The organism is Micromonospora sp. NPDC050276 (assembly GCF_044459545.1).
In the GTDB taxonomy this organism is placed as follows: domain Bacteria; phylum Actinomycetota; class Actinomycetes; order Mycobacteriales; family Micromonosporaceae; genus Micromonospora.
Window position 1 is genome coordinate 78,307 of record NZ_JBITJA010000015.1, and the last position, 13,033, is coordinate 91,339.

Annotated in this window: 15 protein-coding genes; 10 read left to right on the plus strand and 5 right to left on the minus strand. The window is 68.7% G+C overall.

Going from position 1 to position 13,033, the window contains the following annotated elements:
• The first annotated feature begins 92 nt into the window (after positions 1 to 92).
• The 7 genes from ACIBF8_RS26790 (at position 93) to ACIBF8_RS26820 (ending at position 7,484) form a co-directional block, all read left to right on the plus strand.
• Positions 93 to 2,192, plus strand: coding sequence for a PhoX family protein (locus tag ACIBF8_RS26790; RefSeq protein WP_396786566.1), 2,100 nt, complete (start codon positions 93 to 95; stop codon positions 2,190 to 2,192).
• A 327-nt stretch (positions 2,193 to 2,519) separates the two neighbouring features.
• Entirely contained in the window at positions 2,520 to 3,485 is a 966-nt protein-coding gene (locus tag ACIBF8_RS26795) for a PstS family phosphate ABC transporter substrate-binding protein (RefSeq protein ID WP_396786567.1), read from the plus strand.
• Between the two features lie 8 nt (positions 3,486 to 3,493).
• Complete coding sequence (gene pstC / locus ACIBF8_RS26800) at positions 3,494 to 4,438, plus strand: phosphate ABC transporter permease subunit PstC (protein WP_396786569.1); 945 nt, start codon at positions 3,494 to 3,496, stop codon at positions 4,436 to 4,438.
• The gene (gene pstA, locus ACIBF8_RS26805) at positions 4,435 to 5,355 is read left to right on the plus strand and encodes a phosphate ABC transporter permease PstA (RefSeq protein WP_396786571.1); all 921 of its coding nucleotides are present in this window, start codon (positions 4,435 to 4,437) and stop codon (positions 5,353 to 5,355) included. Before pstC ends, pstA begins: the two co-directional genes overlap by 4 nt.
• 93 nt (positions 5,356 to 5,448) lie before the next feature.
• Positions 5,449 to 6,273: a phosphate ABC transporter ATP-binding protein PstB gene (gene pstB / locus ACIBF8_RS26810; RefSeq protein WP_396786675.1), complete on the plus strand. Its 825-nt coding sequence runs from the start codon at positions 5,449 to 5,451 to the stop codon at positions 6,271 to 6,273.
• Between the two features lie 69 nt (positions 6,274 to 6,342).
• Positions 6,343 to 7,038, plus strand: a complete 696-nt coding sequence (locus ACIBF8_RS26815) for a response regulator transcription factor (protein WP_396786572.1) — start codon at positions 6,343 to 6,345, stop codon at positions 7,036 to 7,038.
• Between the two features lie 77 nt (positions 7,039 to 7,115).
• The gene (locus tag ACIBF8_RS26820; protein WP_396786574.1) at positions 7,116 to 7,484 is read left to right on the plus strand and encodes an ArsR/SmtB family transcription factor; all 369 of its coding nucleotides are present in this window, start codon (positions 7,116 to 7,118) and stop codon (positions 7,482 to 7,484) included.
• A gap of 112 nt (positions 7,485 to 7,596) precedes the next feature.
• Here ACIBF8_RS26820 and trxB read toward each other — a convergent pair whose 3' ends face one another.
• From trxB to ACIBF8_RS26840, 4 genes are all read right to left on the minus strand, one after another.
• A complete protein-coding gene (gene trxB, locus ACIBF8_RS26825) occupies positions 7,597 to 8,526 on the minus strand; it encodes a thioredoxin-disulfide reductase (RefSeq protein ID WP_396786576.1) in 930 nt (309 codons plus the stop codon).
• A gap of 70 nt (positions 8,527 to 8,596) precedes the next feature.
• On the minus strand, positions 8,597 to 9,004 hold the full coding sequence (locus ACIBF8_RS26830; RefSeq protein ID WP_396786577.1) for an arsenate reductase ArsC: 408 nt from the start codon (positions 9,002 to 9,004) through the stop codon (positions 8,597 to 8,599).
• A 159-nt stretch (positions 9,005 to 9,163) separates the two neighbouring features.
• Positions 9,164 to 9,865: a helix-turn-helix domain-containing protein gene (locus ACIBF8_RS26835; RefSeq protein ID WP_396786579.1), complete on the minus strand. Its 702-nt coding sequence runs from the start codon at positions 9,863 to 9,865 to the stop codon at positions 9,164 to 9,166.
• 203 nt (positions 9,866 to 10,068) lie between these two features.
• The gene (locus ACIBF8_RS26840) at positions 10,069 to 10,398 is read right to left on the minus strand and encodes an ArsR/SmtB family transcription factor (RefSeq protein WP_396786580.1); all 330 of its coding nucleotides are present in this window, start codon (positions 10,396 to 10,398) and stop codon (positions 10,069 to 10,071) included.
• Positions 10,399 to 10,460: 62 nt separating this feature from the next.
• Here ACIBF8_RS26840 and ACIBF8_RS26845 point away from each other — a divergent pair, with 62 nt between their 5' ends.
• Positions 10,461 to 11,567, plus strand: a complete 1,107-nt coding sequence (locus tag ACIBF8_RS26845; protein ID WP_396786582.1) for a flavin-containing monooxygenase — start codon at positions 10,461 to 10,463, stop codon at positions 11,565 to 11,567.
• Here the strand turns inward: ACIBF8_RS26845 and ACIBF8_RS26850 are convergent.
• Positions 11,539 to 11,916, minus strand: a complete 378-nt coding sequence (locus tag ACIBF8_RS26850; RefSeq protein ID WP_396786583.1) for an ArsR/SmtB family transcription factor — start codon at positions 11,914 to 11,916, stop codon at positions 11,539 to 11,541. The two genes, ACIBF8_RS26845 and ACIBF8_RS26850, sit on opposite strands and share 29 nt — an antisense overlap.
• A 261-nt stretch (positions 11,917 to 12,177) precedes the next feature.
• Between ACIBF8_RS26850 and ACIBF8_RS26855 the strand changes: the two genes are divergently transcribed.
• Positions 12,178 to 12,528 carry an ArsR/SmtB family transcription factor gene (locus ACIBF8_RS26855; protein WP_396786585.1) on the plus strand — a complete coding sequence of 117 codons (351 nt, stop codon included), beginning with the start codon at positions 12,178 to 12,180 and terminating at the stop codon, positions 12,526 to 12,528.
• Positions 12,528 to 13,025: a GNAT family N-acetyltransferase gene (locus ACIBF8_RS26860; RefSeq protein WP_396786587.1), complete on the plus strand. Its 498-nt coding sequence runs from the start codon at positions 12,528 to 12,530 to the stop codon at positions 13,023 to 13,025. The genes ACIBF8_RS26855 and ACIBF8_RS26860 overlap by 1 nt, the downstream gene beginning before the upstream one ends.
• The last annotated feature ends 8 nt before the right edge of the window (positions 13,026 to 13,033 follow it).

The window sequence follows — 13,033 nt, forward strand, 5'->3', positions numbered from 1 at the left end:
GTTGGTTCGTCGCCTCGGAGTTCGCTGGCGGTCTATCTGACGTTTCTAGCGTCCGCAGGTGTCCGCATCTCCGATCTTCCCTGGGAGGACCGATGACGGCCTCGCCCCGTCCACCTCGTTCGCTGCCGCTACTGCCCGGTCACGGCGGTCGCAGTTCGATGACCTGCCTGTACCGCTGCGGAAACGCCTGCTCGCACGCGGCCCCTAATAACTCGGACAATCCGTACTTCGGTGACGTGGTCACCGCCGAGGTGTCCCGTCGCGGCCTGCTGCGCGCCGGCTCTCTCGGCGCCCTGGTCATCGGCGTCGGCGCTGCTGCGCTGGCTACCGATGCCGCCCCGGCGCAGGCCGCGCCCCCGGCGGGTCCGACCGGGCCCCGCCCGCCGATCAACACCGCGGGGCTGACGTTCAAGCCCATCCCGCCCAACACCCTGGACACCGTCATCGTGCCCAACGGCTACGACAACGCGGTCATCCTCCGGTGGGGCGACCCGGTCGTGCCGGGAGCGCCGGCCTTCCGGGTCGACCGGCAGAGCGCCGCAGCGCAGGCCAAGCAGTTCGGTTACAACAACGACTGGCTCGTGACCCTGCCGCTGGACCGGCATACCCGCCGGGCGCTGCTGGTGGTCAACCACGAGTACACCAACGAGAACCTGATGTTCCCCGGCTACACCACCCCGGAGGCGCTGACGGTGGAGCAGGTCCGGGTGGCGATGGCCGCCCACGGTCTCAGTGTGGTGGAGATCGAGCGGGTCGGTGACACCGGGCAGTGGGTGCCGGTGACCCGGGGGGCGCGGCGGTGGAATCGGCGGATCACCGCCGGCACACCGATGCGCTTCACCGGCCCGGCTGCCGGCTCGACGCTGCTACGCACCGCGGCCGACCCATCCGGCACCAGGGTGCTCGGCTCGTTGAACAACTGTGCCGGCGGGCTCACCCCGTGGGGCACGATCCTGTCCGGCGAGGAGAACTTCAATCAGTACTTCGTCGGCGGCGACGCCGCCCCAGCCGGGGCTAAGCCGGCCCTGGCCCGTTATGGCATCGACACCGTCAACCGCTACCCGTCCGGGTCACGCAGGTGGGAGCGCGCCGACGCCCGGTTCGACCTGAGCGTCCACCCGAACGAGGCCAACCGGTTCGGCTGGATCCTGGAACTCGACCCCGACGACCCGAAGTCGACCCCGCGGAAACACACGGCGCTGGGTCGGTTCAAGCACGAGGGCGCGGAGATCATCCTCGCCCGCGACGGCCGGGTCGTGGCCTACATGGGCGACGACGAGCGTTTCGACTACCTGTACAAGTTCGTCTCGGACCAGAAGATGCGCCGGGGCGACAAGCCCTTCGATCGGGCGCACAACATGACCCTGCTGGAGTCGGGGACGTTGTACGTCGCATCGTTCGGGTTCACCTCCGCGCCGGAGATCGACGGATCGGGCGCGTTGCCCACCGACGGGGCGTTCAACGGCGCCGGCCGGTGGATCCCCCTCGCCCAGGGTCGGCAGTCCCTGGTCCCCGGTATGAGCATTGACCAGGTTCTGGTTCACACCCGGCTCGCCGCCGACGCGGTCGGGGCCACCAAGATGGACCGCCCCGAGGATGTCGCACCGAACCTGCGCACCGGCAAGGTGTACGCCGCGTTGACCAACAACACACGCCGTGGCGCTGCGGGACAACCGGCCGTTGACGAGGTCAACCCTCGATCGAACAACCGGCACGGCCACATCCTGGAGATCACGGAGGACGGCGGCGACAACGCCGCGACCACGTTCACCTGGGCGGTTCCGATCGTTTGTGGCGACCCCACCGACCCGTCGACGTACTTCGCCGGTTATGACAAGACCAAGGTCAGCCCGATCTCCTGCCCCGACAACCTCGACTTCGACGCCCACGGCAACCTGTGGATCTCCACCGACGGCAACGCGCTCGGCTCGAACGACGGCTTGTTCGCCGTGCCCCTCGACGGCCCCGAACGCGGGCACGTGAAGCAGTTCCTCACCGTCCCGGTCGGTGCGGAGCAAGCGTCGGCGTCGCTCAGCGACGACAACCGCACCGCGTTCGTCTCCGTCCAACACCCCGGCGAAGTCGATGGTGCGAGCATGGACAACCCCGTCTCCACCTGGCCGGACGGCGACTTCGCCCGTCCGGCTGTGATCAGCGTCTGGCGCCTCGACGGCCGACAGATCGGCGCCTGAACTGTTCATCTGAGCGGGCGCCCGGACCGCTGCGGTCCGGGCGCCCGCCCGGTCTGCCCATGCGAGCCCCCACCCCGAGGGTGGGGCTCTTGCTACGTCGCCTGCGCGCGTTGCGAGTGAACGAAAAGTGAACGGCAAGGGAATCGACGCGTGGCTGAAGCGCCTCGGACAAGGGGAAATAAACACTTGGTTATGTTCAGCTTCCGTTCACCTAGCCGACGATGGGCGATCACATAAGCAATCTTTTATGAGCTCGTCGGTGGAAGACGGCCGACCCCGAACGAGCATCCGGCGGTACCTCGCCGGCCTGTCTGAAGAGGACGAATTGTGATCAAGACGGTGCGTGGGCTGGGCCTGGCGTCAGTCGCGCTGGTCCTGACGGTCGGTCTGGCTGCCTGTGGCGGCGACAACAACGACGGTGGCACCGGGACCGGTGCCGCGGCTGAGCTGTCCGGTGACGTGAAGGTCGACGGGTCGAGCACGGTCGGTCCGCTGAGCAAGGCGGCGGCTGAGCTGTTCGCCGACGAGCAGGCCAAGGTGAACGTCACGGTGGGCATCTCCGGCACCGGTGGTGGGTTCAAGAAATTCTGCAACGGCGAGACCGACATCTCTGATGCCTCTCGCCCGATCAAGGACACCGAGAAGGCCGAATGCGAGAAGAACGGCGTCAAATTCGTTGAGCTGATCGTGGCCAACGACGCGCTGTCGGTGGTGGTCAGCAAGGACAACACCTGGGCTGACTGTCTTACGGTGCCGCAGCTGAAGGCGATCTGGGAGCCCGGCTCGAAGGTCAACAACTGGAACCAGGTCGACCCGAAGTTCCCGAACGAGCCGCTGAAGTTGTTCGGCGCGGGTACCGACTCCGGCACCTTCGACTACTGGACCGCCGCGATCAACGGCAAGGAGAAGGCGCACCGCACCGACTACACCCCGACCGAGGACGACAACGTCACCGTGCAGGGCGTGAGCGGATCCAAGGGCGGGCTCGGCTACTTCGGGTTCACCTACTACGAGGAGAACGCCGACAAGCTGAAGCTCGTCAAGGTCGACGGTGGCGCCGGCTGTGTCGAGCCGAGCGTGGCCAACGCGCAGGACGGCAGCTACAAGCCGCTGTCCCGGCCGTTGTTCATCTACGTCTCCGACAAGGGCATCGCCAAGGAGCAGGTCAAGGGCTTCGTCGACTTCTACATTGCGAGCATCGACGAGGTCGTCAAGGAAGCCAAGTATGTGCCGCTGACCGCTGCCCAGAAGGAGACCCTGAAGTCCGAGTTCGCGACCCTGACGAAGGGCTGAGCGGGCTCGTGGCGGTCATCACCCCCGGAGCCCCCGTCCCCGCCGCCTCTGTGCGGCGGGGACGCCGCCGGCCCGGCGAACGCATCATCGAGGGTTTCCTCGTCCTCGCCGCAGTGGTGTCCATCGCGACGACCATCGGCATCGTCGTATCGCTGCTGTTCCCCACCGTGGAGTTCTTCGGCGAGGTCAGCATCGTCGAGTTCGCCACCGGTACGCAGTGGACGCCGCTGTTCGACATCAAGCAGTACGGGGTGCTGCCCCTGCTGGTCGGCACGCTGTGGGTCACCCTGATCGCGACGGTCATCGCGGTGCCGCTGGGCATCGGGGCGGCCATCTACCTGTCCGAGTACGCCCGACCCGGCACCCGCAGGCTCCTCAAGCCGATCCTCGAGGTTCTCGCCGGCATCCCGACCGTGGTGTACGGATTCTTCGCGCTGACCTTCCTCAACCCAATCCTGGTCGGCCTGTGGCCCAGCGACGACAAGCCGGAGTTCCAGAATCTCCTGGTCGCCGGCATCGCCATGGGCATCATGATCGTGCCCACCGTGGCCAGCCTGGCCGAGGACGCGATGAGCGCCGTGCCGCACAGCCTGCGCGAAGGTGCCTACGCCCTAGCGTCCACGAAGATGCAGGTCGCCACCCGCGTCGTGGTACCCGGCGCGTTGTCGGGGATCGTCGCCGCGATCGTGCTCGGGGTGTCCCGGGCGCTCGGGGAGACGATGATCGTCACCATCGCCGCCGGGTTGAAGACCGCAGGCATCCCGTGGTCGCCCATCGACGGCGCCGCGACCATGACCAGCTACATCGCCGGGGCCGCACAGGGTGACCTGCCGGTGGACTCCCTCGACTATCTGACCATCTTCGCGGTGGGCACCACCCTGTTCCTGTTCACCTTTGCTCTCAACGCCTTGTCCATTCGGCTGGTCCGCAAGTTCCGGGAGGTGTACGAGTGAGTACGACGTCCACACCGCCGGCCTCCCACGCGGCGAATCCGCGCCACCGGCCGTCGCTGAGCCAGCGGCGATCCCGCCCGGGCGAGACGCTGTTCAAGCTCGCGTTGCAGTTCTGCCTGCTGGTTGCGTTCGCGTTCCTGGTCGCGTTGATCGCGTTCGCGGTCATCAAGGGGTGGAACCGTCTCGACCCACGCCTGTGGCAGGAGATGCCCACTGGCGCCGCCTCGCGGGTCGCCCGCGCCGGGGTCCAGTCGGCGATCACCGGCACGCTGTGGGTCATCGGCCTGACGGCGGCGATCTGCCTACCGATCGGCATCGCCTCGGCGATCTACCTGGAGGAGTACGCCGACAACACCCGCTGGTACAACCGGCTGCTGGAACTCAACATCCAGAACCTCGCCGGTGTCCCGTCGATCGTGTTCGGCATCCTCGGCCTCGGACTGATCGCCCGGGTGATCGGCCTCGGGTTCACCGTCATCACCGCCGCGATCGTGCTGTCCCTGCTCGTCCTGCCCGTCGTCATCATCGCCAGCCGGGAAGCGCTACGCGCGGTACCGCGCTCGATCCGGCAGGCCTCCTACGCCCTCGGCGCGACCAGATGGCAGACCACCTGGCGGCAGGTCCTACCCGCCGCCGTCCCCGGTATGTCCACCGGCGCGATCCTTGCCCTGTCCCGAGCCCTGGGCGAGGCAGCCCCGCTGATCCTGCTCGGCGCGGTCACCTTCATCCGGTTCAACCCCGACAGCCTCTTGTCGTCGTACACCACCCTGCCCATCCAGATCTACAACCTGATCAAGGAGCCGCAGGCCGAGTTCCAGGAACTCGCCGCCGCGGCGATCGTGTTGCTGCTGGTCATCCTCCTCGCGCTGAACTCCGCCGCGATCCTCATCCGCAACAAGTTCCAGAAGCGCTGGTAGCAGGCCACCCCCATTGTGAGCGATCCGAACCGAAAGGCCCTCGACGTGACCGACACCGTGAGCAGCACCCGCCCCGCCCCACCCCCGGTGGCGCTGGTCAACCCCGCCAGCCGCAGCGAAGAAGCACCGCGTGGCGGCGACGAGCAGGTCCTTCGTTTGGACGGCGTCAGCATCTTCTACGGTGACTACCAGGCCGTCCGAGGCGTCGACATGACCATCGGCCGGCATCAGATCACCGCCCTGATCGGCCCGTCCGGGTGCGGCAAGTCGACCGTGCTGCGCTCGCTCAACCGGATGAACGACCTCATCCCCGGTGCCCGCGTCGCCGGCCGGGTCACCTTCCACGGCGAGGACCTCTACGCCCGCGAGGTCGACCCCATCGAGGTTCGCCGCCGTATCGGCATGGTCTTCCAGAAACCCAACCCCTTCCCGAAGTCGATCTACGACAACATCGCCTACGGTCCCCGCGTCACCGGCATGAAGGTGTCCAACATGGACGACCTGGTGGAGAAGGCGCTGCGCCGCGCCGCCCTGTGGGAGGAGGTCAAGGACAAGCTGAAGCAGTCGGCACTCGCCCTGTCCGGCGGGCAGCAGCAACGGCTGTGCATCGCCCGCACCATCGCGGTAAGCCCTGAAGTCATCCTGATGGACGAGCCGTGCTCGGCGCTCGACCCGATCGCCACCAGCAAGATCGAAGACTTGATGTTCGAGTTGAGCCGCGACTACACCATCGTGATCGTGACCCACAACATGCAGCAGGCCGCGCGGGTCTCGCACCGCACCGCGTTCTTCACCGCCGAGGTCGACGAGCAGGGCGAGCGACACGGCCGGCTCATCGAGTACGACACCACCAACAAGATCTTCACCAACCCGGCCCAGAAGCGCACCGAGGAATACATCACCGGCCGATTCGGCTGACCCGCCCAATCCCGTCAGCGAAGGCCAACGATGCAGCCCGATTCCATCGAGACGCCGCGGTGCCAGCCCATGACGCCGCAGACCACCAGGACCCGATTCCTGCTCCTGGTCCTGGATCCCGACAGCAGCACCGCCAACGCCCTCGCCGAGCAGTTGCAGGAGCGGCAGATCGACGTCGTCGTCACCGGTGACCCGGCCGACGCCCTGCTGCAGGCCGGCGCGCTGCTGCCCGACGCCGTCCTCACCGCCACCGACGTCCCGCCCATGCGCGGCTCGACCATCGCGCGGGCCCTGCACACCCGCGCCTGCATTCCCACCCTCGTCGGGGTGGGGGAGCACGACGGCATGGAGGGCAGCCTCGCCCTCGCCGCAGGCGCCACCGCCTGCGTCGCCCGACCGTACCGAGTCACGGAGATCCTGCCGATGCTGCGCGCGATCTCCCCGGACACCGCGGCGGACTTCCAGGTCGCCGTGGAGGCCGGGGCGCTGCGCCTGGACCCGGCGGCGCACGAGGTGCGACTGGGTGGCAGACGGATCGACCTGCCGATGCGGGAGTTCGAACTGCTGCACCTGCTCATGCTGCACGCCCGACGGGTCGTCACCCGACACCAGATCAACCGGCTGCTCTGGAGCGGCGAAGGCGACACGTCCAACACCCTGAACGTGCACATTCGGCGCCTGCGGCACCGGCTCGGCGATAACCTACGGAAACCCTCGATCATCGTTTCCGTGCGCGGAATGGGATACCGTCTCGATCCGCCGTAGTGGCCTCGTGATCGGCGTCACTTGCTGTTCACCTACCGGTCATTCGGCCCCTGAGCAGGACTTCCTAAACTCGGATCATGTCTTCCGCCGCCACCGCCCCGGCCGTCGCGCCAGCGTGCGCGCCCGCCCCGGTGGGGCCGCCCCTGCCGCGCGTCGACGCCGAACAGTTCGCCCGGCTGTTCAAGGCCCTCTCCGACCCCACCCGGCTGCAGATCCTGTCGATCATCGAGGTCGCGCCGAGCGGTGAGGCGTGCGTGTGTGACCTGACCGAGCCCTTCGATATGACCCAACCGGCGATCAGCCACCACCTGAAGATCCTCGTCGAGGCAGGCGTGCTCAACCGCAACAAGCGCGGCAGTTGGGCCTGGTACTCCCTCAACCCTGGCCAACTGGAACCGGTCAAGCACCTCCTGCCGAAGCGACGTCTCCTGCCGGTGGTCTCCTGACCCGGGCTGCCTGCGGACACTCCCGTGGCACTGTGATTGAGCCGCACCCGCACGCCGACCTTCTTCAGGTCGTCGTTGGATGGCCGCCGGCACCGGCGAACCGGGGGACGGCTCAGGACTGGGCGGCGAGGTGGCGTTCGGCGTCGAGGGCGGCGGCGCAGCCGGTTCCGGCGGCGGTGATGGCCTGGCGGTAGGTGTGGTCGACGAGGTCGCCGGCGGCGAAGACGCCGGGCAGGTTGGTGCGGGTGCCGGGGGAGTCGACGGTGACGTAGCCGTCGTCGTCGAGCTTCACCTGGCCGCGGAAGAGTTCGCTGCGGGGGTCGTGGCCGATGGCGACGAACACGCCGGTGACGTCCAGGACGCGGGTGTCGCCGGTGTGGACGTCGCGCAGGCGGGCACCGACGACGGCGCCGTCTTGGCCGAGGATCTCCTCGACGACGCTGTTCCACGCCACCCGGATCTTGCTGTTGCTCAACGCGCGCTCGGCCATGATCCGGCTGGCGCGGAAGGTGTCACGGCGGTGGACGATGGTGACGCTGCGGGCGAAGCGGGTGAGGAAGGTGGCTTCTTCCATCGCGGTGTCACCGCCGCCGACCACCGCGATGTCCTGGTCCCGGAAGAAGAACCCGTCGCAGGTGGCGCAGGCGGACACGCCGTGGCCGAGAAGTTCCTGCTCGCCAGGGACGCCGAGGGGGCGCCAGGCGGAACCGGTGGCGAGGATGACCGCCTCCGCGTGGTAAGCCTTTTCGCCGATCCACACGGTCTTGGTAGGGCCGGTGAGGTCGACGCGGGTGACGTCGTCGGTGATGAACTGGGCGCCGAAGCGGTCGGCCTGCTTGCGGATGGTGTCCATCAGGTCGGGGCCGGTGATCCCGTCGGGGAAACCGGGAAAGTTCTCCACCTCGGTGGTGGTCATCAGCGCACCGCCGGACTGGCTGCCCTCGATGACGAGAGGCGCGAGGTTGGCGCGGGCGGCGTAGAGGGCGGCGGTGTATCCGGCGGGTCCGGAGCCGATGATGATCAGGCGGTGCGAGTCGGACATGAGGGGGCTCCTGCTCAGGGGAGAGCCGCCCGCCGACGGCGGGGTCGGCGGGCGGGGGTGGTTGACGGGGTCAGGCGGCGACGCGCAGCTCGCCGAGGAGCTTCTCCACCCGGGTACGGATCTCGTCGCGGATCGGGCGCACGGATTCGACGCCCTTGCCGGCGGGGTCTTCGAGCTTCCAATCCTCGTAGCGCTTGCCCGGGAAGACCGGGCAGGCGTCACCACAACCCATGGTCACGATGACGTCCGACGACTCGGCCGTGGCGTACTCGAGGAGTTTCGGGGTCTGGTCGGTGATGTCGATGCCGACCTCGCGCATGGCCTCGATGGCGGCGGGGTTGACGGTGTCGGCGGGGGCGGAGCCGGCGGAGCGGACCTCGACGGTGTCGCCGGCGAGGTGGCGCAGCCAACCGGCGGCCATCTGGGAACGGCCGGCGTTGTGCACGCAGACGAACAGGACGCTGGGCTTGTCGGACATCAGGAGCCTTCCTCGCAGTACGGGTTGCGGTGCCGGTTGATCGGCACCGGGACAGGAATCGCCGGCAGGGTGCGGGCGGGGGCGCTGTTGCGCTCGAGCAGGAGGTAACGGCCGGCCGGACGCGACGGGATTCACCGGTCACCGCGCAGGGGGCTGGTGTCAGGCATGACGGTCTGGCGACCTCATGGTGGAGGTGACGATGGGGGCGACGCGGTCGATGCGGCTGGCGAGGTCGGCGAACGCGGCCTCGAACGCGGCGTCGCTGTCGACGCGGACCGGGTCGGGGACCGACCAGTGCAGCCGGGGCCGGACCGGGCCGGTGAGTTCCTCGTGGGCGTTGTCGCAGACCGCGATGAGCAGGTCGTCGTCACGCACGATGTCCGTGACGTGCGCGGTGCCGGTCGCGTCCAGATGCAGCCCGTGGCGGTGGGCCACGGCGACGGCGCGCGGATGAACCCGCTCGGCCGGCTGCGTTCCGGCCGACGCCGCGCTGGTGTGGGTGCGGTCCGCCCAGAGGGCGGCGGCGAGCTGCGAGCGGGCCGAGTTGCGGGTGCAGACGAACACCACCCGACCCACGCCGGCCATCGGCACCGGCGTCAACGCGGCCAATGCCTCGGGCCGCAGCCGCAGGTAGGTGCGACGGCGGTCACCCTCGGATCGGCTGCGGACGACCAAGCCGGCTTCGCTGAGGACCTTGACGTGGTGGGCGACCAGATTCGTCGGCATCTGAAGGTCGTGGGCGATCTCGCCGGGGGAGGCGTCGCCCAGGGTGAGCGCGTCGACGATCGCCAGGCGCGCCGGATCGCCGAGCGCGGCATGGATCCGGGCACGCGCCTGCAGAGAAGCAAGCTCAGTAGTCATTGACTCAACTATTGCTGACTAATCACGTTGCTGTCAAGCGGCGCCGAGGTGCGGGCCGGTGCGGCGTGCTGAGTGTGCCGACAGGCCGGAAGGGCGGCGGGGTTGCTGCTCCGGACCTCGGGTGGCTGTTCTGAAGGCGGCTGCCGTCGAGGTTGATCGGCTGGGGTCAGGGTTGACGGCGCGGCTCCGCCAGGGAACTGGGGTCAGCAGCAGGTCATCAGGTACGACTGCAGCTCGGTCAGCGCCGCGACGGCGCCGTCGCGGTCGGCGCGGTAGTACACGGTCTTTCCCTCGCGCCGTGAGGTCACGATCCGCCCCCGACGCAGCAGGGTCAGTTGCTGCGACGCTGTCGCTTGGCTGATGCCCGTGCGCTCGGCGACTTCTCCGACGGACATCTCGGCGCCTTGGGAGAACAGCGTCATGATCCGCTGTCGCGTTGGGCTGCCCAGCGCCTTGAGGAACTCCTGCGTGTCCGGCCCGAGCCCGGTTGGTGCGGCGGCGGGCGCGACCGCTGCGGGCTCTGGCTCATCCATGGCTCCACCTTCCCGCATCATCATCATATTGTCATTCAACGAAATGACGATATGATGGTGGGGTGACTACCTCTTTAGAACCCGTCGTCATCGTCGGCGGCGGCCAGTCCGGTCTTGCCGCCGCACGCGCCGCCCTCTCCGTTGGCCTGCGCCCCGTCGTCCTGGAGGCGGGCGTCGAGCCGGTGGGGTCCTGGCCTGGCTACTACGACAGCCTCACCCTGTTCTCCCCGGCCCGATACAGCAGCCTGCCGGGCATGGCCTTCGACGGGGGAGACCCCGACCGCTACCCGACCCGCGACGAGGTTGCCGCCTATCTGCGCCGCTACGCCGGCAGAATCGACGCCGAGATCCGCACCGGTGCCCGGGTCGCCGCTGTGCTTCCGCGCCCGGGCGGTGGCTACCTCGTCCACACCGACGGTGGTGACGAGATCGCCACGGCGGGCATCATCGCCGCGAGCGGATCCTTCAGTAATCCATACGTGCCGGTACTGCCCGGCAGGGACGCCTACCCCGGCGAGGTGCGGCACGTCGCGCACTACCGGCGGCCCGAGCCGTATGCCGGCAAGCGGGTCCTCGTCGTGGGCGCCGGGAACTCCGCCGTCCAGGTCGCCTACGAGCTCGCGCCACACGCGACGGTCACCCTCGCCACCCGAGCGCCGATCCAGTTCCTGCCCCAGCGCATCCGCGGCCGGGACCTGCATCACTGGCTCCGCGTCACCGGTGCGGACCTTCTGCCCCGGGCGGTGCTCAACCGACTCGTCCGCCACGCCGCCGTGCTCGACGCCGGCGTCTACCGCGACGCGATCACCTCCGGCCTGCTTGCCCGCCGGGAAATGTTCACCGCCTTCACCACCGACGGCGTCATCTGGGCGGACGGTACGCACGAGGCGGTCGACGCGGTGCTCTTCGCGACCGGCTACCGCCCGAACCTCGACTACCTCGCCCCACTCGGAGCCCTGGATGACGGCATGCCCCGCCACGTTGCAGGTGTCTCCACGACCCATCGCGGACTGGTCTACCTCGGGTTGGAGTTCCAGCGGTCATTCTCGTCGAACACCCTTCGCGGCGTCGGGCGCGACGCGTCCCACGTCGTCGCGGCTTTGAGTGGCGGCGAGTCCGGCGGATCGCGCCGCCGGCAGCTTATGAGGCGGTCACCGGTTCGACGGTGAGCAGCGCCGCGAGTTGGCGCAGGACGGCCGGTCGGGCTCGGTAGTACACCCAGGTGCCGCGCCGCTCGGCGTCGACGAGGCCGGCCTCGCGCAGGGTCTTTAGGTGATGCGAGATGGTCGGGCCGGTGAGGTTGAAGGCGGGGGTGAGGTCGCACACGCACGCCTCGCCGTTGTCGGCGGAGGCGATCATCGACATCAGCTGCAGGCGGACCGGGTCGCCGAGGGCCTTGAACGCCGGCGCGAGCACCGCGGCGGTCTCGGCCGGCACGCGGTGCTGCGCCAAGGGTTGGCAGCAGAACGCCTCGGCGGTCACATCGGCGAGGGTGAGGGTCGCAGCTTGCTTCGACATTCCTCTAGGTTGACATCCCTCTAATCAATGTGCAACTGTCTGTTTCGATAGACGTCAAGACAGTGTGGAAAGGGGAGATCATGCTGAGGCTGACGCGCCGCCAGGGGGCACTCACGACGGGTGTCCGATTTTGCGACTCGTGTGCCGAGGTCAGCACCGCCGAGCAGCGTGCCCAGCGCCGCTTCGACGCGGCGCGAGCCGCCCACGCGACCTTTGGCCGATGATCGCCGCTCGCGGTCGGTAAGCAACCGCCAATCGGCGATGAGCGATGAAGGGGGTGGTGGGGTGGCCGGGCTACTCGATCGGACGACGGCGCAGGCATACGCGTCGTGGCTCCGGGCCCTGGCCGACCCGACCCGGGTGCAGATCGTCGAGTACCTTGCCCGCCAGGCTCAGGCGATGAGCGTGGGGGAGATCGTCGCCGCGATCGGCCTGGCGCAGTCCACCGTCTCGCAGCACCTGAAGATCCTCACCGAGGTGCGGTGCGTCCTCGTCGAACCGGTCGGCACCGCCCGGCACTACCGGATCGACGACGCCTGTGTCGACTGCTTCCCCTCCGCCGCAGACGTCGTCATGGGCCGGCCCGCCCCCCATCCGAACGGAGCCCGCTGATGGCCGACATCACGGTGCGTCCCCTGCGGGACGACGACGCCGAGCGGATCCTGGCCATCTACCAGTCCGGACTCGACGCCGGCAACGCCAGCTTCGAGACGACCGCACCCACCTGGTCGGCCTTCGACGCGGCAAAGCTGCCCGCGCACCGCTTCGTGGCGGTCGACGGGAATGACACGGTGGTCGGTTGGACCGCGGTCACACCCACCTCGGGCCGAGCGGTCTATGCCGGCGTGGTCGAGCACTCGGTCTACGTCGACCCCGCCGCGCAGGGCCGCGGCGTCGCCCGGCTGTTGCTGGACACGCTGATCACCTCCACCGAATCGGCCGGCATCTGGACCATCCAGTCCGGAGTGTTCCCTGAGAACACCGCGAGCCTGCTCCTGCACGAGCGGGCCGGGTTCCGGGTCATCGGCGTGCGCGAGCGGGTCGGTCGTCACCACGGCCGCTGGCGTGACGTCGTGCTGCTCGAGCGGCGCAGTCCCCTGGTCACCTGACCAACTCC

What these genes read in the sequence shown, in the direction of transcription:
- trxB (WP_396786576.1), bottom strand. Translation starts at nt 8,526, where the DNA reads ATGTCCGACTCGCACCGCCTGATCATCATCGGCTCCGGACCCGCCGGA.
- ACIBF8_RS26815 (WP_396786572.1), top strand. Translation starts at nt 6,343, where the DNA reads ATGACGCCGCAGACCACCAGGACCCGATTCCTGCTCCTGGTCCTGGAT.
- ACIBF8_RS26790 (WP_396786566.1), top strand. Translation starts at nt 93, where the DNA reads ATGACGGCCTCGCCCCGTCCACCTCGTTCGCTGCCGCTACTGCCCGGT.
- ACIBF8_RS26835 (WP_396786579.1), bottom strand. Translation starts at nt 9,865, where the DNA reads ATGACTACTGAGCTTGCTTCTCTGCAGGCGCGTGCCCGGATCCATGCC.
- ACIBF8_RS26860 (WP_396786587.1), top strand. Translation starts at nt 12,528, where the DNA reads ATGGCCGACATCACGGTGCGTCCCCTGCGGGACGACGACGCCGAGCGG.
- ACIBF8_RS26850 (WP_396786583.1), bottom strand. Translation starts at nt 11,916, where the DNA reads ATGTCGAAGCAAGCTGCGACCCTCACCCTCGCCGATGTGACCGCCGAG.
- ACIBF8_RS26830 (WP_396786577.1), bottom strand. Translation starts at nt 9,004, where the DNA reads ATGTCCGACAAGCCCAGCGTCCTGTTCGTCTGCGTGCACAACGCCGGC.
- ACIBF8_RS26820 (WP_396786574.1), top strand. Translation starts at nt 7,116, where the DNA reads ATGTCTTCCGCCGCCACCGCCCCGGCCGTCGCGCCAGCGTGCGCGCCC.
- ACIBF8_RS26855 (WP_396786585.1), top strand. Translation starts at nt 12,178, where the DNA reads ATGAGCGATGAAGGGGGTGGTGGGGTGGCCGGGCTACTCGATCGGACG.
- ACIBF8_RS26840 (WP_396786580.1), bottom strand. Translation starts at nt 10,398, where the DNA reads ATGGATGAGCCAGAGCCCGCAGCGGTCGCGCCCGCCGCCGCACCAACC.